Origin of the sequence: Porticoccus sp. Uisw_050_02, assembly GCF_047729555.1 — a bacterium.
Taxonomy (GTDB): domain Bacteria; phylum Pseudomonadota; class Gammaproteobacteria; order Pseudomonadales; family Porticoccaceae; genus Porticoccus.
In genome coordinates, this window is the sequence record NZ_CP159825.1 from 587,728 (window position 1) to 607,205 (window position 19,478).

At 41.6% G+C, this 19,478-nt stretch carries 18 protein-coding genes and 4 tRNA genes; 19 read left to right on the forward strand and 3 right to left on the reverse strand.

Annotated elements, in window-relative coordinates:
• Position 1 precedes the first annotated feature (1 nt).
• From ABXT41_RS02825 to pyrF, 6 genes are all read left to right on the forward strand, one after another.
• A complete protein-coding gene (locus tag ABXT41_RS02825; RefSeq protein ID WP_415391315.1) occupies positions 2 to 2,221 on the forward strand; it encodes a bifunctional prephenate dehydrogenase/3-phosphoshikimate 1-carboxyvinyltransferase in 2,220 nt (739 codons plus the stop codon).
• The gene (cmk, locus tag ABXT41_RS02830; protein WP_415391316.1) at positions 2,218 to 2,907 is read left to right on the forward strand and encodes a (d)CMP kinase; all 690 of its coding nucleotides are present in this window, start codon (positions 2,218 to 2,220) and stop codon (positions 2,905 to 2,907) included. Before ABXT41_RS02825 ends, cmk begins: the two co-directional genes overlap by 4 nt.
• Before the next feature lie 118 nt (positions 2,908 to 3,025).
• Entirely contained in the window at positions 3,026 to 4,708 is a 1,683-nt protein-coding gene (gene rpsA / locus ABXT41_RS02835; protein ID WP_415391317.1) for a 30S ribosomal protein S1, read from the forward strand.
• 80 nt (positions 4,709 to 4,788) lie between these two features.
• Entirely contained in the window at positions 4,789 to 5,073 is a 285-nt protein-coding gene (locus tag ABXT41_RS02840) for an integration host factor subunit beta (protein WP_415391318.1), read from the forward strand.
• A 105-nt stretch (positions 5,074 to 5,178) separates the two neighbouring features.
• A complete protein-coding gene (locus ABXT41_RS02845; RefSeq protein ID WP_415391319.1) occupies positions 5,179 to 5,469 on the forward strand; it encodes a lipopolysaccharide assembly protein LapA domain-containing protein in 291 nt (96 codons plus the stop codon).
• Positions 5,469 to 6,167: an orotidine-5'-phosphate decarboxylase gene (pyrF, locus tag ABXT41_RS02850; protein WP_415391320.1), complete on the forward strand. Its 699-nt coding sequence runs from the start codon at positions 5,469 to 5,471 to the stop codon at positions 6,165 to 6,167. Before ABXT41_RS02845 ends, pyrF begins: the two co-directional genes overlap by 1 nt.
• A gap of 155 nt (positions 6,168 to 6,322) precedes the next feature.
• Here pyrF and ABXT41_RS02855 read toward each other — a convergent pair.
• Positions 6,323 to 6,398, reverse strand: a tRNA-Asn gene (locus ABXT41_RS02855).
• Positions 6,399 to 6,524: 126 nt separating this feature from the next.
• On the opposite strand from ABXT41_RS02855, the gene uvrB reads away from it, so the two are divergent.
• On the forward strand, positions 6,525 to 8,540 hold the full coding sequence (gene uvrB / locus ABXT41_RS02860) for an excinuclease ABC subunit UvrB (RefSeq protein WP_415391321.1): 2,016 nt from the start codon (positions 6,525 to 6,527) through the stop codon (positions 8,538 to 8,540).
• 34 nt (positions 8,541 to 8,574) lie between these two features.
• On the opposite strand, the gene ABXT41_RS02865 is transcribed toward uvrB, so the two are convergent.
• Positions 8,575 to 8,650: transfer RNA gene (locus tag ABXT41_RS02865), tRNA-Val, on the reverse strand.
• Positions 8,651 to 8,887: 237 nt separating this feature from the next.
• Here ABXT41_RS02865 and thrS point away from each other — a divergent pair.
• The 11 genes from thrS to ABXT41_RS02920 all read left to right on the forward strand — a co-directional run bounded on the left by thrS (position 8,888) and on the right by ABXT41_RS02920 (position 18,905).
• Positions 8,888 to 10,813 carry a threonine--tRNA ligase gene (thrS, locus tag ABXT41_RS02870; RefSeq protein WP_415391322.1) on the forward strand — a complete coding sequence of 642 codons (1,926 nt, stop codon included), beginning with the start codon at positions 8,888 to 8,890 and terminating at the stop codon, positions 10,811 to 10,813.
• A 59-nt stretch (positions 10,814 to 10,872) separates the two neighbouring features.
• Positions 10,873 to 11,373, forward strand: a complete 501-nt coding sequence (infC, locus tag ABXT41_RS02875; RefSeq protein ID WP_415391443.1) for a translation initiation factor IF-3 — start codon at positions 10,873 to 10,875, stop codon at positions 11,371 to 11,373.
• A 117-nt stretch (positions 11,374 to 11,490) separates the two neighbouring features.
• Positions 11,491 to 11,682, forward strand: coding sequence for a 50S ribosomal protein L35 (gene rpmI, locus ABXT41_RS02880; RefSeq protein WP_415391323.1), 192 nt, complete (start codon positions 11,491 to 11,493; stop codon positions 11,680 to 11,682).
• Positions 11,683 to 11,714: 32 nt separating this feature from the next.
• Complete coding sequence (gene rplT, locus ABXT41_RS02885; protein ID WP_415391324.1) at positions 11,715 to 12,071, forward strand: 50S ribosomal protein L20; 357 nt, start codon at positions 11,715 to 11,717, stop codon at positions 12,069 to 12,071.
• Between the two features lie 98 nt (positions 12,072 to 12,169).
• Positions 12,170 to 13,183, forward strand: coding sequence for a phenylalanine--tRNA ligase subunit alpha (gene pheS, locus ABXT41_RS02890; protein WP_415391325.1), 1,014 nt, complete (start codon positions 12,170 to 12,172; stop codon positions 13,181 to 13,183).
• Positions 13,184 to 13,250: 67 nt separating this feature from the next.
• Positions 13,251 to 15,635 (forward strand): phenylalanine--tRNA ligase subunit beta, encoded by a 2,385-nt coding sequence (gene pheT, locus ABXT41_RS02895; RefSeq protein WP_415391326.1) that lies wholly within the window; start codon positions 13,251 to 13,253, stop codon positions 15,633 to 15,635.
• Complete coding sequence (locus ABXT41_RS02900) at positions 15,635 to 15,934, forward strand: integration host factor subunit alpha (protein WP_415391327.1); 300 nt, start codon at positions 15,635 to 15,637, stop codon at positions 15,932 to 15,934. Before pheT ends, ABXT41_RS02900 begins: the two co-directional genes overlap by 1 nt.
• Positions 15,918 to 16,274, forward strand: a complete 357-nt coding sequence (locus ABXT41_RS02905; protein WP_415391328.1) for a MerR family transcriptional regulator — start codon at positions 15,918 to 15,920, stop codon at positions 16,272 to 16,274. Before ABXT41_RS02900 ends, ABXT41_RS02905 begins: the two co-directional genes overlap by 17 nt.
• 102 nt (positions 16,275 to 16,376) lie before the next feature.
• A tRNA-Pro gene (locus tag ABXT41_RS02910) sits at positions 16,377 to 16,453 on the forward strand.
• A gap of 142 nt (positions 16,454 to 16,595) precedes the next feature.
• Positions 16,596 to 17,939, forward strand: coding sequence for a phosphomannomutase CpsG (locus ABXT41_RS02915; RefSeq protein WP_415391329.1), 1,344 nt, complete (start codon positions 16,596 to 16,598; stop codon positions 17,937 to 17,939).
• A 57-nt stretch (positions 17,940 to 17,996) separates the two neighbouring features.
• A complete protein-coding gene (locus ABXT41_RS02920) occupies positions 17,997 to 18,905 on the forward strand; it encodes a TIGR01777 family oxidoreductase (RefSeq protein ID WP_415391330.1) in 909 nt (302 codons plus the stop codon).
• Between the two features lie 16 nt (positions 18,906 to 18,921).
• Here ABXT41_RS02920 and queD read toward each other — a convergent pair whose 3' ends face one another.
• Entirely contained in the window at positions 18,922 to 19,278 is a 357-nt protein-coding gene (gene queD, locus ABXT41_RS02925) for a 6-carboxytetrahydropterin synthase QueD (RefSeq protein WP_415391331.1), read from the reverse strand.
• A gap of 123 nt (positions 19,279 to 19,401) precedes the next feature.
• On the opposite strand from queD, the gene ABXT41_RS02930 reads away from it, so the two are divergent.
• Positions 19,402 to 19,477: transfer RNA gene (locus ABXT41_RS02930), tRNA-Val, on the forward strand.
• The last annotated feature ends 1 nt before the right edge of the window (position 19,478 follow it).

The window sequence follows — 19,478 nt, forward strand, 5'->3', positions numbered from 1 at the left end:
TATGGCAAAAAAAATAAAACGTTTGCTTGTGATTGGGTTAGGATTGATTGGTGGTAGCTTGGCAAAAGCTGCCAAAGATCGCAATCTGTACGATCAAATCATAGGAAGCTCTCGCGATTACAAAACGTTAGACGAGGCAATAAAAACAGGCATTATAGATAAAGCGGTACAGGATATTGAAGATATCGCTACAGAGATGGGAGACGGAGATCTCGTTGTTATTGCTGTCCCAACACTTGCAATCCCAGCTATTATCTCTCAGCTTCAGCCATTACTGAGCGAGCTGGTAACAATTACAGATGTGGCAAGCGTAAAAGGCAGTGTAGTCGAAGCTGTTAATGAAGTTTATCGTTGCAGTCCTTCGCAATTTGTTCCCGGTCATCCTATTGCTGGCTCAGAGAAAAGCGGTATTGGGGCAGTTGATGCATTCTTATTTGAAAATCATCAAGTAATTTTAACTCCATCTTCTGCCACTGGTTGTGACCATATTGATAGGGTCAAGAAATTATGGATTGGAGTGGGCGCATCAGTCAGTGAGATGAAAGTAGTAGATCATGATGAAATTTTAGCGGCCACTAGTCATTTGCCCCATATATTGGCGTATGCCTTGGTGGACATGTTATCAAGCATGAGAAAAAACCAAGAAGTTTTTCGTTACGCCGCTGGAGGATTTGGTGACTTTACTCGAATAGCTGCAAGCGATCCTGTTATGTGGCATGACATAGTGATGGCAAACAAAAAAGCAATTACTTCTGCTCTAGGTGACTTAACCAAACATATTGATTTCATCAAGCAAGCTATATCTCTTGGAGATAGCGAATATTTATTGGATGTTTTTGCGCACGCACGAGAAACAAGAAACCATTTTGATCAAATGCGAGAAAACAAGACTTATTTGAAACCCATAGCTCAGACTGTTGATTATAGAGTGTCCCCAGGTGGTTGTATTAAAGGCAAGGTTGTGGTGCCTGGAGATAAGTCAATTTCTCACCGTGCTATTATTTTGGGTTCCATCGCTAACGGTGTTACCAATATATCAGGCTTTTTGGAAGGAGAGGACAGTTTAGCTACACTGCAAGCATTTCGAGATATGGGCGTTGTGATAAAGCGACCCGCCAAAGGATGCGTTGAGGTACACGGGGTTGGATTAAACGGACTACAGGCGCCTTCTGGACCTTTATATTTAGGTAATTCTGGCACATCTATGAGGTTACTTTCTGGATTGCTGGCTGCTCAGTCGTTTGATGTGGTCTTAACAGGCGACGAGTCTTTGTCAAAGCGACCGATGGAGCGCGTAGTAAGCCCTTTGAGAAAAATGGGTGCAGTAATTGCAATGAATAAAAATGGGTTGCCACCTTTGAAAATAAAGGGTGGGGTCGATCTTAAAGCCATAGATTACAAGCTACCAATGGCAAGTGCTCAGGTTAAATCATGCATTCTATTGGCAGGATTATATGCGAAGGGCCAGACTTCCACGATAGAGTCAGTTGCCACGCGTGACCACACAGAGCGAATGTTGGCAGGCTTTGGCTACCATGTTGATAGAAAAGAGTTTTCTGCAAGCCTGAGAGGGAAGGGGGAATTAAAATCCACTATAGTTAACGTGCCTGCAGATATTTCATCAGCAGCTTTTTATATGGTAGCCGCCTCTATTGCCCCAGGCTCAGATGTTATCTTGCCTCATGTTGGAGTAAATCCAACAAGAATTGGCGTAATAAATATTTTGCAAATGATGGGGGCCGATATAAGGCTCTCCAATAAAAAAGAAGTGAGCGGCGAGCCTGTCGCTGATATTCAAGTACGCTATGCTCCACTTCACGGGATTGAAATTCCGGTAGATCAGGTTGCCTTAGCTATTGATGAGTTTCCGGTATTGTTTGTAGCAGCAGCTTGTGCAACTGGAAAGACTATTCTCAGAGGCGCTTTAGAATTGCGAGTCAAAGAAAGTGATAGAATCCAGTCTATGGCAGATGGTTTGACTGTATTGGGAATAGATGTAACAACCACACCAGATGGCATTGAGATCGAAGGTGGTTCAATTTTAGGTGGAGAGATAGACAGCAAAGACGATCACCGTATTGCGATGGCATTTAGTATTGCAGCCTTAAGAGCAAAAGAAATTATTTTAATACACAATTGCAATAATGTTGCCACATCATTTCCTGGTTTTGTCGAGCAAGCGAACAAGTCTGGATTGAGTATCAGTGAGGAAAAAAGATGATTAATTGCGTGCCTGTAATAACTATAGATGGCCCAAGTGGCGCAGGAAAAGGGACTATTTGCCAGTTAATAGCAATTAAGCTTGGGTTTCATTATCTTGATAGTGGCGCGCTTTATAGATTATTAGTATTGGCCGCTATGCGTCATGCTGTAGATCTAAGTAATGTTGAATCGCTAGCTGTACTGGCTGCTCATATGGATATTTCTTTTAATATGAATAGTGAATTTGAGTCGCAGGTGATACTGGAGGGTGAAGACGTATCCGCTCTTATCCGCGATGAGCATATTGGTTCAGATGCCTCTACTATTGCAGCCCACCTGGAGGTGAGGACCGCGCTACTGAGCAGACAGCGTGCTTTTGCCAAATATCCTGGTCTTGTTGCGGATGGGCGTGATATGGGCACTATTGTATTTCCTGATGCGGGCGCTAAAATTTTCCTTACGGCAAACTCTGAAATTCGGGCTAAAAGACGACATAAGCAGTTGATGGATAAGGGTAAAGATGCTAGTCTTGCCAGTCTCATAGAGCAGGTCAAAAAGCGAGATGAACGAGATATGACTCGCAAATCTTCGCCAATGGTTCCTGCTCATGATGCTGTAATCATTGATAGCTCACATATGAGCATTAATGGAGTATTAGAACTGGGGTTAGAAATTGCTAAAAAAAATGGCATACACCCTCAGTAAATAGCCAAGTATTTGCGGCAAATAACCAGAAAAGCCACATTACTTTTTATTAATAACCCACATAACTGGTGATGTGGCTTGTAGAGCCAATGGTTCTATTTTTCCTATAGGTGTCCCGATGAACGCGAATTTTGCAGAATTATTTGAAGAAAGTTTAAAAACAGTTGAGATGAATACCGGCGCGATTATAACCGGCGTCATTACTGATATTGATAAAGACTGGGTAACTGTCCACACCGGTCTTAAATCTGAAGGTGTTATTCCCAAGGAAGAGTTTTTTGATGATAACGGTGAAACCGCCATCGCTATTGGCGATGAAATACAAGTTTCTCTTGAGGCAGTAGAAGACGGGTTTGGTGCAACTAAATTGTCCAGAGAAAAGGCTCGAGCTGCTGAATCCTGGATTATCCTCGATGCTGCACTGAAGGCAGAAGAGGCAGTTATAGGAATTATAAGCGGTAAAGTGAAAGGTGGGTTTACAGTCGAAGTTCAAGGTTTGCGTGCATTTTTGCCAGGGTCTCTTATAGATGTTCGTCCAATTCGTGATACCTCGCACTTAGAAAATAAGCCACTAGAATTCAAGGTCATAAAACTTGACCAGAAGCGCAATAATGTTGTGGTGTCTAGACGTGCCGTTATGGAGCAAGTTAACACTGTTGAGCGTGATGAGATGCTTGCTAACCTTGAAGAAGGGGCCACGGTTAAAGGCTTGATAAAGAATCTTACAGATTACGGTGCTTTTGTTGATCTTGGTGGAATAGACGGCCTATTGCATATAACTGATATGTCTTGGAAGCGCATAAAACATCCGTCTGAAATAGTAAATGTTGGTGATGATGTTGATGTAAAAATATTGAAATTTGATCGTGAGCGCAATCGTGTATCCTTGGGTATGAAGCAAATGGGCGAAGATCCTTGGGCTGACATAACAGGTCGTTACCCGCAAGGTGCTCGGACCACCGCTACAGTTACCAACCTTACTGATTATGGTTGTTTTGCTGAGCTAGAAGATGGGGTTGAGGGTCTTGTTCATGTATCTGAAATGGATTGGACTAATAAAAATATTCATCCATCTAAGGTGGTTCAGCTTGGTGACACAGTGGAAGTTATGATTCTGGATATTGATCAAGAGCGCCGTAGGATTTCTTTGGGTGTCAAGCAATGCTTTATGAACCCTTGGGATGAGTTTGGAACAACGCATGCAAAAGGTGCCAAAATTATTGGAAACATTAAGTCCATAACTGATTTTGGTATCTTTATCGGTTTAGATGGAGGCATTGATGGGCTGGTCCATCTCTCTGATATCTCATGGGATGAAGCTGGTGAAGAGGCTGTCCGTAATTATAAGAAAGGAGACGAGGTAGAAACAGTCATCTTGTCTATAGACTCTGAAAGAGAGCGCATTTCTTTGGGCATCAAGCAATTAGCTGATGATCCTTTTGCTCGTTACGTGTCTGAATATGACAAAGGGGCAGTTGTTCTTGGCACTATTAAGGAAGTTGATGCCAAAGAAGCAGTCATTCTTCTGAGTGACGGTGTTGAAGCGCAACTGAAAGCATCAGAGCTGTCGCGAGAAAAGGTTGATGATGCATCTAAAATTCTGAAAGAGGGTGATGAGATAGAGACAAAAATTATTAATATAGATCGAAAGAATCGGATAATTTCTTTATCAGTCAAAGCCAAGGATGTAGAAGAGGAAAAAACTGCAATAAAAGAGCACAAAAAATCAGAAGTAGAGAGCGTAACTCCAACTACTATAGGCGATTTAATTAAAGCTCAGATGGAAAACAAAGAGAGTTGACGCTATAAGGCAAGGGGTGGTAGAAATTGCTACCTCTTGTTTTGATTCAATTAATGTAATCACTAACCGTATAGAAATTTATGACAAAGTCAGAACTAATAGAATCTATTATAAGTAAACAGGATCAGCTTATTCCGGTTGATGTGGATCTCGCCATTAAGATGATCTTAGAGAAAATGATCCAAACACTTTCTGCGAATGAGAGAATCGAAATAAGAGGTTTTGGTAGTTTTTGCCTGCATCACCGTGCTTCCCGTATTGGGAGAAACCCGAAGACAGGAGCAGCGGTAGAATTAGCTAGCAGATCAGTACCGTACTTTAAGCCTGGCAAGGAGCTACGCGAAAGAGTTAACGTTCCTGTATAAAATTTAATTCCGCTCAAGTTATTTTTTAACCCTAAAGCAAAGCCAAAAATATCTTTGTTGCAGTAGAGGAAAAGGCTCTCCTTTTAGGTTCTTCTTGGAGTTCTCGTGTCAGCACTAAAAAATATTTTATGGTTGCTCATTACTTTTATTTCTGTCGCTTTGGGAGCCTGGATTGTCATCGATAATCCAGACCCGGCATCTTTCAAGATTTTTGGCTTTGCGTCGAACACTTTACCCCTTGGGTTGTGGTTGCTTGGAAGCTTCTCAATGGGATGTATAGCTTCACTGCTAGTCACCTCTTCGACCTTAATTAGATTAAATTATAGATTACGAAGAGCTGATAGACAGTATGTTAAGTTAAAATCCTCCATAGCGGATATCAAGGAAGAAAAATAATGAAGACTAGCGATCCAAAGATTATTGTTGCTCTTGATTATAGCGACACCAAAGATGTCATCAGGTTCGCTGATTCAGTTACGCCATCACTTTGCAGGCTCAAGGTTGGTAAAGAACTGTTTACCCATGCCGGCCCAGAAGTTGTTTCAGATCTCATCAAAAAAGGTTTTGATATCTTTCTTGATCTTAAATTCTATGATATCCCCAATACGGTCTCTGGTGCTATTGGTGTTGCTGCAGATATGGGTGTCTGGATGACAGATGTTCATGCTTCTGGCGGAAAGAGGATGATGGAGGAAGCAAAAAATACATTAGAAAAAAATAATAGTGACATGCTGCTTGTCGCTGTGACAGTTTTAACTAGTTTTTCTAGTGATGATTTAAGTGATGTTGGCATTTCCTTGACCCCTGGAGAACAAGCACTTCGACTCGCTGCTCTTGCCAAAAATTCAGGTATGGACGGTGTGGTTTCATCAGCTGGAGAAGTTAAAGAATTGCGCAAGGCCTGCGGCGAAGACTTTATCTTAGTCACTCCGGGTATACGCGCCATTGCAGCTAAGTCAGACGACCAGCGTCGAATTTTTACGCCCTCCGAAGCTATGGTTAGCGGAAGTAGTTATTTGGTAGTTGGCCGCCCAATTACCCAGGCGTTAAATCCTGCTGAAGCATTAAAGCTCATAATTGATGAGATCTCATAAGTATTCTTTAGAGGCTCTCTTTTCTAAACTAGACTCCAAAAATCTAAATAAAATATAGCACAGTCGGTAGAGAGCGATGATGGGAGAAATAAAAAGGCGATCCTAAGATCGCCTATAAGTGCATGTAGAAGCTAAATTTACATACGTTTTTTGTTTGGCTCCGCCTGCTGGGCTCGAACCAGCGACCCAATGATTAACAGTCATTTGCTCTACCAACTGAGCTAAGGCGGATCGTTATGACGCGGGTATCTTATATATCGACAAAGAGTGAGTCAACCTTAATCCCACATCAACTTATAGGCACTTATAGCCTATAATAGAGCTAACTCTTTATCTTTTTAATATAAGGCTGTATTAGTGTCAAAATTATTTAATTTGGTAAGCTCTTATGTTCCAGCAGGAGACCAGCCTTTAGCGATTAAACAGCTAATAGAAGGTCTTGAGTCAGGATTGGCAGCGCAAACATTGCTAGGTGTTACTGGGTCAGGCAAGACCTTTACTATCGCGAATGTCATAGATAAAGTGCAGCGACCTACAATCGTCCTTGCTCACAATAAAACTTTAGCTGCCCAGCTTTATGGTGAGTTTAGGGATTTTTTCCCTAATAATGCCGTTGAATATTTCGTATCTTATTATGATTACTATCAGCCAGAAGCTTATGTGCCATCGTCTGGTACTTTTATTGAAAAAGATGCTTCCGTCAATCAGCATATAGAGCAAATGCGACTATCGGCGACCAAAGCTTTGCTGGAGCGCAAGGATGTTATTGTTGTGGCTACAGTTTCATCTATTTATGGATTAGGGGACCCTGCTTCCTATATGAAAATGTTGCTCCACTTGGTCAGGGGCGATTTAATAGACCAGCGATCAATTTTGCGTCGCCTAGCTGAGCTGCAATACACAAGAAATGATGCTGTTTTTCAGCGTTCAACTTATCGTGTTCGCGGCGATGTTATTGATATATATCCTGCTGATTCTGCGCAGGAGGCAGTCAGAATAGAAACTTTCGATGATGTCGTTGAAAATATCTCATTATTTGATCCTTTAACTGGTGAAGTTTTAAGACGCGTACCTCGAATAACTGTATACCCAAAGTCACATTATGTGACACCTCGACAAGTGATACATGATTCTATTGATAAAATAAAAGAAGAGCTTGCAGTGCGACTGGAGCAACTAAGGTCTGTTCATAAATTAGTTGAGGAGCAGAGGTTACGAGAACGGACTTGTTACGACATCGAGATGATGTCTGAGCTTGGCTACTGTAATGGTATTGAAAATTATTCTCGATATCTTTCTGGAAGGGAGCAAGGGGACCCTCCTCCTACATTGTTCGACTACTTGCCTAATGATGCTTTGCTGGTAGTCGACGAGTCACATGTAACCATTCCTCAGCTGGGGGCGATGTACAAAGGGGATCGTTCACGAAAGGAGACATTGGTAGAGTATGGCTTTCGTCTTCCCTCAGCGCTTGATAATCGGCCGTTAAGGTTTGATGAATGGGAAAATTTGGCTCCACAGATGATCTTTGTTTCTGCGACTCCTAGCAGATATGAGTCGGCTACTGAAGGGCAAATAGTTCGTCAGGTTGTTCGACCTACTGGCCTGCTTGATCCTGAGATTTTTGTGCGACCGGCAGTCTCTCAGGTTGATGATGTATTGTCTGAGATTAATATATGTGTAGCGAAGCAACAAAGAATACTAATTACTGTATTAACCAAGCGTATGGCCGAAGATTTTACTGATTACCTTAGTGACCATAATGTTCGAGTGCGCTACCTTCATTCAGACATAGATACCGTAGAAAGAATAGAGATCATAAGGGATTTACGTTTAGGAAAATTCGATGTTCTTGTGGGTATAAACTTACTGAGAGAAGGATTAGACATTCCAGAAGTGGCCTTAGTGGCTATTTTTGATGCTGACAAAGAAGGATTCTTGCGTTCAGAGCAGTCAATGATTCAGACAATTGGTCGAGCAGCAAGACATGTGGAAGGAAGAGCCATTCTTTATGCAGACAAAATAACCGGCTCAATGGATAGAGCTATAAAAGAAACGGAAAATCGTCGTGCGGCGCAGATTCAGTACAATAAAGATCATGATATTACCCCCAAGGGAATTGTAAAATCAGTAACAGATATAATGGATGGTGCAGCTGTAATTCCTGGGAAGAAGCCACGCAAGATCACAGATTTGAATGAAGTTAATTTGCTTGATAGGTCAGGCCTTCACAGTGAGTCCGACATATGGAAAAAAATCACTGTGTTAGAAGAAAAAATGTTTTTAAGCGCAAAAAATTTGGATTTTGAAGTTGCCGCAAGCATACGTGACGAAGTTGCTTGCTTAAAGGAAATAGTTGACGGGCTTGCTTGATGATGAAAAAAGTGCGCATTTATTAAATAATCATTGGTAGGCACGAGTGGATTCGAACCACCGACCCCCACCATGTCAAGGTGGTGCTCTAACCCCTGAGCTACGTGCCTGCTATTTCCCACTTGCTATGTGTCATTCTGCAAGAGGCGCGTAATTTAACAGCGCAGTGGCATCGTGACAAGTAAATTTCCAACTCTCTACATAATAGCCCGTAAACGGATAAGCTCTCTTGATTCTCTCTTTTAAGCAGGTAGAATGGCAACTTTCTCATAGAATGCTATATGTGTAAGATATAGCATTTACCACGTGACCCTTGGTAGCGGTCACCACTGGAAAGGACACATGTAATGTTTATTATCACTCTTCCTGACTCCAGTCAGCGCAGCTATCCATCTCCAATAAGCGTTTATGACGTAGCAGCTGATATCGGTCCAGGTCTTGCTAGCGATGCTTTAGCAGGAAAAGTTGATGGTATGTTGTTTGATTTGTCTCATGTTATTGAATCTGACGCAGAACTATCAATTGTCACCAGCAAGTCCGAAGAAGGGCTTGAAATAATTCGTCATAGTACGGCTCATTTAATGGCACAGGCAGTAAAGATTTTATTTCCAGAGGTTCAGGTTACAATTGGCCCTGTTATAGAGAACGGTTTCTATTATGATTTTTCGTATGAAAGACCTTTTACGCCACAAGATTTAGATGCTATAGAAAAAAAAATGAGCAGCCTGGTGGCCGAAGACGCTATTGTGGTTAGGCGAGAACTGGGACGTGACGATGCTGTAAGTCACTTTTTGAGTCTTGGTGAGAAATTTAAAGCAGAAATTATTGAAGATATCCCTTCTGATCAAACGCTGTCTCTGTATAGGCAGAATGAGTTTGAAGATCTTTGTCGTGGTCCCCATGTTCCGTCATTAGGAAAGTTGAAGCATTTTAAGCTAATGAAGGTTGCTGGCGCCTATTGGCGGGGCGACGCAAAAAACCAGATGTTACAACGTATATACGGTACAGCATGGAGAAGCAAAAAAGAATTACAATCTTATCTTTATCAGCTTGAAGAGGCGGAAAAAAGAGATCATCGAAAGTTAGCGAAGAAATTTAATTTATTTCATCTGCAGGAAGAAGCTCCAGGCATGATTTTCTGGCACCCTAAGGGGTGGAGCATCTATACTGTAATTGAAAGCTATATGCGTGATATACAGCGCTTGAACGGTTACCAAGAGATTAGGACCCCATTAATTGTAGCTAGATCTCTTTGGGAAAAATCTGGGCATTGGGATAAATTTCGTGAAAATATGTTTACCGTGCAATCTGAAGCTGATGATTTTGCAGTAAAGCCAATGAACTGCCCTTGTCATGTACAGATTTTTAACCAGGGGCTAAAAAGTTATCGCGATTTACCTCTAAGGCTAGCTGAATTTGGCTCTTGTCATCGTGATGAAGCTTCAGGTACGTTGCAGGGTTTGATGCGAGTCAGGGGTTTTGTCCAAGATGACGCCCATATATTTTGTACCGAATCTCAAATTCTAGATGAAGTGGCTACGTTTACTGACTTGCTATTTTCGGTTTACAGGGATTTTGGTTTTGATGATATTATTATTAGGCTTTCAACTCGCCCTGAAAGCAGAGTGGGCAGTGACGAGGTTTGGGATAAGGCCGAAGATTCTCTCATAAAAGCTTTGAGTTCAAAAAATCTGGATTATGATCTGCTACCAGGAGAAGGGGCATTTTATGGCCCAAAAATTGAATTCTCTCTTAAAGACTGCCTTGGGCGTATATGGCAGTGTGGAACCATACAGGTGGATTTTTCTATGCCTGAGAGGCTAGGCGCACAGTATGTGTCAGAAGATGGATCCAGAAAAGTACCTGTTATGTTGCATAGGGCAATACTAGGTTCTTTTGAAAGATTCATAGGGATTTTAATAGAGCACTATGAGGGTAATTTCCCAGTATGGCTGTCTCCCTGCCAAGCTGTAGTGATGAATATTACAGATAGTCAGGCCAAATATGTGATAGATTTAGTCGATTCCTTGAAAAACAAAGGCTTTCGTATCGAAAATGACTTGAGAAACGAGAAGATCGGCTTTAAAATCCGCGAGCACACAATTCAGAAAATCCCCTATTTGTTAGTTATAGGCGATAAAGAGGTCGAGTCCCAGACAGTTACTGTTCGCTCTTCGAACGGAAAAGACCTCGGGGCTATGGAGATCTCTAGCTTTGTTATGCTGCTGGAGAGAGATATTTCACTTCGCGGACGTATGAATTTTGAAAATTAATGCTTGGAGAATAAATTATTAAGAAAGCTTACGGAAAGGGTTCAGTGAAGCGCTCCCTTATGAATGAAGAAATAGAAGCTCAGGAAGTCCGTCTCATTGATGCCGATGGTGAGCAAGCAGGTATCGCTTCAATTGACGAAGCCTTAAAGCAAGCCCAAACTGCAGGCTTGGATTTGGTGGAGATTTCTCCAGATGCTGAACCACCAGTTTGTAAGATTATGGATTACGGTAAAAAATTGTTTGAAGTCAAAAAACAACAAGCAGTTCAGCGAAAAAAACAAAAACAAACTCAAGTTAAAGAGATGAAATTTCGACCTGGAACAGATGTAGGCGACTATGAAATAAAATTACGAAATATGACTCGATTTTTAGAAAATGGAGATAAAGCCAAAGTAACGCTTAGATTTCGTGGTAGAGAGATGGCCCATCAAGAGCTAGGAATGCAAATGCTTAAGCGTATCGAGACAGATCTCGATGAAATTGGCGCTGTCGAACAATTCCCTAAAATGGAGGGCAGGCAGTTCACTATGGTTATAGCTCCAAGATCGAAGAAAAAATAAAATTTAACAGTAAAAACACTGAAGAAGCAATACATGCATTACCCGCGTTCAGCCCTTGGCAGACTGTCCGGGAGTGAGCTTCTTTTTATTTAAACCCCGTCTAAACGGAGAACTAAAATGCCAAAAGCAAAGACACATAGCGGCGCTGCTAAGCGCTTTAAAAAAACGAGCGCAGGCTATAAGCACAAGCATGCTAATAGAAGTCATATCCTCACAAAAATGTCACAAAAGCGTAAACGCAATTTGCGTGGAACAACGATTATGGGTGTTTCAGACGCTCCATTAATCCAGCGCATGCTTCGCGACTGAACTAGCTAATTAATTTATTGAGAGGATAAAAGATGCCACGCGTAAAAAGAGGTGTAACAGCACACCGTCGTCATAAAAAAATTCTAAAACTAGCTAAGGGGTATTATGGTGCTCGTAGCCGTGTATTTCGTGTTGCGACACAGGCAGTCACTAAAGCAGGCCAGTATGCATACCGTGATCGCCGTGTAAAAAAACGTACATTTAGAGCACTCTGGATTACTCGTATCAATGCGCAATCACGTTCTGAGGGTATAAGTTATAGTCGCTTGATAGCCGGCCTCAAGAAAGCGAATATTGATCTTGATCGCCGTGTTTTGGCTGATCTTGCCATCCATGACAAGATAGCTTTTGCTGCTGTCGCGGAGCAAGCGAAGGCAGCTCTTGCCTAGCATCTATGTTAAGTAATGCAAAATAATGGCAATATAAAAGGGAAAGGGCTTTTGCTCTTTCCCTTTTTTTTAGAATTAAGCCTGTACTGAGGTAGAGAATGAAAAATATCGAGATTCTTGAGAGTGAAGCGAGTAATGCTGTGAATAGGGCGCCTGATCTTAAGTCTCTTGAACAGACTAAAGTGGATTACCTGGGTAAAAAAGGTTTACTTACAAGTCTTCTTAAGGAGCTGGGCAGCCTATCTCCCGAAGAAAGACCTAAAGCGGGGGCTCGAATAAATGCTGTAAAACAGAGGATCTTGGCAGAAATTGACTTGAAGCGACAAGCTATTGAATATAACGCCATTGAGTCACAGCTAGCAAAAGAATCGATAGACATTACGTTGCCCGGTCGGAGTGATGAGAGAGGCTCTTTACATCTTGTTACGCATACCATGGAGCGTATTGAGTCTTTCTTCTTACGTATAGGTTATAAAATCGAAAAGGGCCCGGAAATTGAAGATGATTACCATAATTTTGAGGCTTTAAACATACCTGCGCATCACCCTGCTCGGGCAATGCATGATACATTTTATGTTGGCCAGAATAAAGTTTTAAGGACTCATACTTCTCCTGTTCAGGTGAGGACTATGAAATCTCAAGAGCCTCCAATACGCATTATTTGCCCAGGACGTGTATATCGTTGTGATTCTGATTTGACGCATACTCCTATGTTTCATCAAGTCGAAGGTTTGATTTTAGATGAAAATATCAGCATGGCAGACCTGAAAGGTACAATTGATCAATTTTTAAAAGCATTCTTTGAGGAAGATTTACCTGTGCGTTTTCGTCCTTCTTACTTTCCTTTTACTGAGCCCTCTGCAGAAGTTGACCTGCAGTGTACTAACTGTAAAGGAAAAGGGTGCCGTATCTGCAAAAATACTGGCTGGCTAGAAGTTATGGGTTGCGGGATGGTTCACCCAACAGTATTGTCTCATTGCAATGTAGATCCCGAAAAATATTCTGGTTTTGCTTTTGGAATGGGTGTTGAGAGGTTGGCCATGCTCCGTTATGGCGTAACAGATTTGCGTTTATTTTTTGAAAGCGACTTACAATTTTTACGGCAATTTTAAAAAATAGTCTGCCAGCATAGCATTCTTAATTTAAATTTTTTAATAAATTATTTTAGGCAACAAATCAATGAAATTGAGTGAATCTTGGTTACGAGAATGGGTTGATCTTCCTGTCGATACAGAAGAGCTAATTTCCCAGCTAACTATGGCTGGATTGGAGGTTGATGCTGTTGAAGATGCTGCTCCTGATTTTCAAAATGTATTAGTTGGCCATGTTTTGTCGGTAGAGCCGCACCCTAATGCTGACAATCTAAAAATATGCCAAGTTTCAATCAAGCCGGAAGATGTTACACAGGTTGTTTGTGGTGCGGTCAATGTACGCCAAGGGATAAAAGTTCCTTTTGCTGTTGTCGGCGCTAGACTTCCAGGTAGCGTTAAGATAAAGCTGGCTAAACTTCGTGATGTTGAGTCATTTGGAATGCTTTGTGGTGCTGATGAACTGGGCCTGTCTGATAAATCAAAGGGTCTACTAGAGCTACCTTTAGACGCCCCTGTAGGTCTCAATCTTCGCGACTACTTAAAACTGAATGATAAAATTATTGATATAGATCTTACCCCCAATAGAGGCGACTGCCTTAGTGTGCGAGGTGTTGCTCGTGAAGCCGCTGTCTTAAATTTAGTCCCTTTTTCCGAGCCTTGTTTTTTGTCTGTTAGCTCCAGTATTACTGATACTTTTTCTATCCAGGTAGATGAGAGTGAGGCTTGCTCACGCTATGCGGGAAGGATTATAAAAAATGTAGACATGACCGTAAGCTCACCATTGTGGCTTCAGGAAAAACTTAGACGAAGTGGGCTGCGTAGTACAGATGCAGTCGTAGATGTTACAAATTATGTAATGCTTGAGCTAGGGCAGCCCATGCATGCTTTTGATTTGGATAAGCTTAATGGAGGGGTCTTGGTCCGGATGGCTAAAAAGGGAGAAATGCTAAGTTTATTGGATGGCTCCAAAGTAGTATTAACTCCGGATACTCTTGTCGTTGCCGATAAAGATAAAGTTGTAGCCATGGCTGGAATTATGGGTAGTGACAATACGGCAGTAAGCTCAAATACTTGTAATATTTTTCTCGAGAGCGCTTATTTCAACCCAATTGCTATATCTGGCCGTTCTCGAGCTTATGGTAAGCATACAGATGCTTCACACAGGTTTGAGCGTGGAGTTGATCCAAGGTTACAAGAGGTTGCTATTGAGCGTGCCACGGCTCTATTATTGGAGATCGCTGGAGGTAGAGCTGGTCCTATTTCCATTGTTGAGAATAAGGCTGATCTTTTTCAAGAAACTGAAATTACTTTAAGGCATGCTAGACTTGAACAACAGCTAGGTCTGACCATTGAAGGCAGCCAGGTCGAGGATATACTTAATAGGCTCGGGCTGGCTGTAAGAAAAATATCAGGGATTGGTTGGCACTGCAGTCCACCCAGTTGGCGTTTTGACCTTTCTCTTGAGGCTGACCTGATTGAGGAGGTGGCAAGGATCTATGGCTATGAAAACTTACCAGTCGCGACACCCTCAGCTCAGCTTCCGATAACAAGTTTTTTAGAGACTCGACGTGAGCTGCCAGGCTTAAGGAATCAGCTGATAGCTCGTGGCTACCACGAGGCAATAACATATTGCTTTGTTGACCCTGAAATACAACGTCAACTTACACCTGACGCTGAAGTGATCTCTTTAGTTAATCCTATCTCTAGTGATATGTCTGTGATGAGAACAACGCTATGGTCTGGTTTGCTGCCCGCTATCAGGCATAACCTAAATCGACAGCAGAGCAGGATTCGTTTATTTGAAACTGGGCTCGTTTTTTCTCCTAGCGATAGCGGCTTAAAGCAAGAGTCTATGATTGCCGGCGCCATCACTGGACACCGTATGCCAGAAAACTGGCATACTAATGCAGAATTGGTAGATTTTTTTGATTTAAAAGGAGATGTGCAGTCATTATTAAGCCCTTATACTGCCTCAGAGCAGTTCGAATTCATCAAAGGGCAGCACCCTTGCCTACATTCTGGTCAGTGCGCACAGATAAGGCGTAACGGACATCTGGTTGGCTGGTTGGGACAAGTTCATCCTGCAGTCCAAAAAATATTAGGTCTCACGCAAACTATTTTTGTATTTGAAGTACATCTGCAGTCAATTCTTGAAGATAAGCTGCCTCGGTTTGCTGAAGTGAGCAAATTTCCTGAGGTGAGAAGAGATTTGGCATTTATTGTCCATGAAGATGTTACAGCGGGAGATTTATGTAAGACCGTAAGGGCTGAGGCAGGGAAAACACTCATAGATATAAAAATATTTGATGTTTATAAAGGAAAAGGTATCAAGGTTGACAATAAAAGTATTGCCTTGGGCTTGACCTTTAGGGATACTTCCCGCACCCTTGAGGATAGTGAGATAAATCAAGCTGTTGCTTCTATTGCAAGAGCTATAGAAGTAAAATTTTCAGGAATTCTTAGGGATCAATAATGACGGCATTAACTAAAGCTGACCTTGCAGATATGCTCTTTAACGAGCTTGGTTTAAATAAAAGGGAGGCTAAGGAAATGGTGGAGTTGTTTTTTGAGGAAATCAGATCATCTTTAGAAAAAAATAAAGAGGTGAAGTTGTCTGGCTTTGGAAATTTTGAGATTCGCGATAAAAAAAGTCGCCCAGGACGCAATCCTAAGACAGGAGAATCAGTTGCTGTTTCTGCCAGACGAGTCGTCACATTTAAGTCAGGACAAAAATTAAAATCCCGAGTTGAAGGATATGTTGGAATCAGTTAGCAGTGAGCAGTTGCCGCCTATACCTAGTAAAAATTATTTCACTATAGGTGAGGCTGGTGGTCTTTGCAAAGTTAAGCCCCATGTATTGCGATACTGGGAGCAAGAATTCCCTAGTCTTAGCCCTCTTAAGAGGCGTGGCAATCGACGCTATTATCAGCGCCAAGATGTGATAATGATTCGTCAAATACGCTCGCTGCTTTATCAGCAAGGCTTTACTATTGACGGAGCTCGCCAGAAATTAGCAGGCGGAGAAGCAAAAGAAGATGCGACACAAGTTCGACAAGTTATTGATCAAACAGTTAGTGAGCTTGAATCACTCCTCCAAGACCTCAAAAGCTAGCCTAACAGACGCCATGTTAAATTTAAAAAAGTCTAAATAGTAACGGCATCTTGAATTGCATTGCTCGTTCTGTATTATGTGCGCCTACTCTAGGTTTAACATCGGGGCGTAGCGCAGCCTGGTAGCGCACTACACTGGGGGTGTAGTGGTCGTCGGTTCAAATCCGGCCGCCCCGACCAACTTCTAATAATATCTGCTTATTGAGGCTGGCTATATTTTTTAGCTTTAGTCCCGTTGATTGTATTTTTGGATGCAGTGCGCTTATTTATAATAAGATAACCTTAAGATCAAATTGCTAGATAATTCTTTTTCGGATTACCCATGAAAATAGATTGCTTTAAAGCATACGATATTCGCGGAAAACTAGATGATGAGCTGACGCCAAAAATAGTTTATCGAATTGGTCGGGCTTATGCTCGCTGGTTGTCTCCAACAGCAGTGGTTGTGGGGGGGGACGTTAGAAACTCAAGCGCTACCTTGAAATCTGCTCTTACTGATGGTCTGAGAGACGAGGGGGTCCATGTTATAGATATCGGACTTTGTGGCACAGAGGAAATTTACTTTGCTACAAATTACTTTGGAGTAGATGGCGGCATTATGGTGACAGCTAGCCATAACCCAATAGACTACAACGGATTGAAGCTTGTCAGGGAACACTCTAAACCTGTGAGCAGTGATACCGGATTGCTGGATATTCGAAAGATAGCCGAAGAAGGCATATTTCTTACTCCTGAAGATGATGCTCTTGGATCCTATAAGAAAACAAGCTGTTTTGACGCTTATGTTGCTCATTTGCTCACTTATATTGATGATTCTAAATTAAAGCCACTAAAAATTGTTATAAATTCTGGTAATGGTGGCGCTGGAAAAGTTTTAGATGCTCTGGAGCCCCACCTACCTTTTGAATTTATTAAGATTCATCATGAACCAGATGGCGCTTTTCCAAATGGAATACCAAATCCCCTTTTGCTTGAAAATAGATACCATACAACTAATGCGATAAGAAAGCATAAGGCAGATTTTGGTATAGCCTGGGATGGTGATTTTGATCGTTGTTTTTTGTTTGATGAGTCTGGAGAGTTTATCGAAGGATATTATGTGGTTGGTCTGCTAGCAGAAGCCTTCTTGCGTAAACTTCCAAATGAAAAAATTATTCATGATCCTCGTTTGTTTTGGAACACTCAGGCTATATGTAAAGATTTTAGTGGTACGCCAGTGCAAAGCAAATGCGGGCATTCATTTATGAAGCAAGCAATGCGCAAGGAGGATGCGGTTTATGGTGGCGAAATGAGCGCACACCATTATTTTCGTGATTTCTTTTATTGCGATAGCGGGATGATTCCTTGGTTGCTAACTGCTGAGCTGCTAGGTGTTTCAGGCAAGAGTCTATCTTCAATGGTAAAATCAAGAATGGAGAAATATCCTTGCTCCGGTGAGATTAACCGTGAAATAAAAGATGTAACCGGAAAGCTGAACGATTTAGAAATTTTCTATAATGAAAAAGCTGTCGAGGTGGATCATTTTGATGGATTAAGTATGATTTTTGAGGGGTGGAGATTTAATCTTAGAAGCAGCAATACGGAACCTGTTGTAAGGCTAAATGTTGAAGCTATCACTTGTGAATTAATGGAATCCAAAACCGAAGAAATCTTACGTTTTTTATAGCATATTATTATGCAGCATAAGTTTTAATTTACTGGCTAGCTTATCTTGGTGCACTCAATGATAGAAAAAAAAACAATATTAGTAACGGGAGCTACAGGCTTTATTGGAAGAAATTTTTGCGCATCAGCAGTAAGAAAGCATTACACCATAATTGCATTATCTAGAAATGCTAACAAAGCTAAAATCTGTTTGCCTGAAGTTAAGGTAATAGAAAGTTTGGAGGAATTGCCAGAAAGTCAAAATATTCACTGTATTTTGAATTTAGCTGGCGAGCCACTGGTTTCTAGCAGGTGGACGAAGAGTCTTAAACAGAAATTTATTGATAGTCGTGTTGGCGTTACCAATAATTTGTTTAAATATTTTAGCGATAGGAGTCTAGCGCCTGAAGTTGTTATTAGCGGTTCTGCAGTCGGATATTATGGTCATGGCGGGGATAAAATTTTTGATGAAGAGACTCCTTTCTGTGAGGGCTATAGTCATAATCTATGTTCTAAATGGGAGGATAGCGCCTTCAAGTTCGATGAACTGGGGTCTCGGGTCTGCTATCTTCGTACTGGTATAGTTTTGGGCAACGGAGAGGGCGCTCTTTCCCGTATGGTTCCGCCATTTAAGGCGGGTCTAGGTGGAAGGATGGGGGACGGCAAGCAATGGATGCCATGGATTCATATAAACGATCAAATTGACCTTATTTTTCATTGCATTGATCATGCTGGTATAGTTGGGGGTATAAATTCCTGCTCGCCAAACCCTGTAACCAATTTAGATTTTACTCGCGCGCTAGGCAAGACATTATCAAGACCTGTATTTTTTAATATGCCTTCAGTTATTGCGCTTTTTGTATTTGGCGAAATGGCCCAAGAGCTTCTACTGACAGGGCAGCGAGCTTTACCTAGGAAGGCCTTAGAAACTGGATTCGAGTTTCAATATCCAAAGATTCAGTCAGCCTTGAATGATATATTAAATTAATTTGCTCGATACCTGACTAGTTACCCGTATATATACATCCGGAGGTACAAGTTTCTCTTACCTGAACCTTACAAAGTGTAGGTAATTCTGACTTCATTTCTCCCCATATCCATCGAGCCAGATTCTCACTGGTGGGGTTTTCAAGCCCACTTATGTCGTTTAAAAAGCGATGATCCAGCCGATCATGTATTGGTTTAAAATGCTTTTTTAGCTCACTAAAATCCATCACCCAACCATTTGTTGGATCTATTTCCCCTTCAATATGTATAGTCACATGGTATGAGTGACCGTGCAGCCTTTTGCATTTATGTTCATCAGGAACATTGGGCAGAAAATGGGCAGCCTCAAAAGTAAAATCTTTAAAAATTTCCATGTAATTCTCTGTAATATATATTGCTTTATATCTTAAGTTGATGTCTCTCTTATGTATATACCAAGACAGCTTGAAATGTTTGACAAGACCTCATATTCCGGTAAAATGCGGCTTCTTTCAAGGGGGTGGTTAGCTCAGTTGGTAGAGCGACGCCCTTACAAGGCGTAGGTCACAGGTTCGACCCCTGTACCACCCACCAA

Excerpts from the sequence above, each read along its gene's own strand:
- ABXT41_RS02825 (WP_415391315.1), top strand. The coding sequence starts at position 2 with ATGGCAAAAAAAATAAAACGTTTGCTTGTGATTGGGTTAGGATTGATT.
- cmk (WP_415391316.1), top strand. The coding sequence starts at position 2,218 with ATGATTAATTGCGTGCCTGTAATAACTATAGATGGCCCAAGTGGCGCA.
- rpsA (WP_415391317.1), top strand. The coding sequence starts at position 3,026 with ATGAACGCGAATTTTGCAGAATTATTTGAAGAAAGTTTAAAAACAGTT.
- ABXT41_RS02840 (WP_415391318.1), top strand. The coding sequence starts at position 4,789 with ATGACAAAGTCAGAACTAATAGAATCTATTATAAGTAAACAGGATCAG.
- pyrF (WP_415391320.1), top strand. The coding sequence starts at position 5,469 with ATGAAGACTAGCGATCCAAAGATTATTGTTGCTCTTGATTATAGCGAC.
- thrS (WP_415391322.1), top strand. The coding sequence starts at position 8,888 with ATGTTTATTATCACTCTTCCTGACTCCAGTCAGCGCAGCTATCCATCT.
- infC (WP_415391443.1), top strand. The coding sequence starts at position 10,873 with ATGAATGAAGAAATAGAAGCTCAGGAAGTCCGTCTCATTGATGCCGAT.
- rpmI (WP_415391323.1), top strand. The coding sequence starts at position 11,491 with ATGCCAAAAGCAAAGACACATAGCGGCGCTGCTAAGCGCTTTAAAAAA.
- rplT (WP_415391324.1), top strand. The coding sequence starts at position 11,715 with ATGCCACGCGTAAAAAGAGGTGTAACAGCACACCGTCGTCATAAAAAA.
- pheS (WP_415391325.1), top strand. The coding sequence starts at position 12,170 with ATGAAAAATATCGAGATTCTTGAGAGTGAAGCGAGTAATGCTGTGAAT.
- pheT (WP_415391326.1), top strand. The coding sequence starts at position 13,251 with ATGAAATTGAGTGAATCTTGGTTACGAGAATGGGTTGATCTTCCTGTC.
- ABXT41_RS02900 (WP_415391327.1), top strand. The coding sequence starts at position 15,635 with ATGACGGCATTAACTAAAGCTGACCTTGCAGATATGCTCTTTAACGAG.
- ABXT41_RS02905 (WP_415391328.1), top strand. The coding sequence starts at position 15,918 with ATGTTGGAATCAGTTAGCAGTGAGCAGTTGCCGCCTATACCTAGTAAA.
- ABXT41_RS02915 (WP_415391329.1), top strand. The coding sequence starts at position 16,596 with ATGAAAATAGATTGCTTTAAAGCATACGATATTCGCGGAAAACTAGAT.
- ABXT41_RS02920 (WP_415391330.1), top strand. The coding sequence starts at position 17,997 with ATGATAGAAAAAAAAACAATATTAGTAACGGGAGCTACAGGCTTTATT.
- queD (WP_415391331.1), bottom strand. The coding sequence starts at position 19,278 with ATGGAAATTTTTAAAGATTTTACTTTTGAGGCTGCCCATTTTCTGCCC.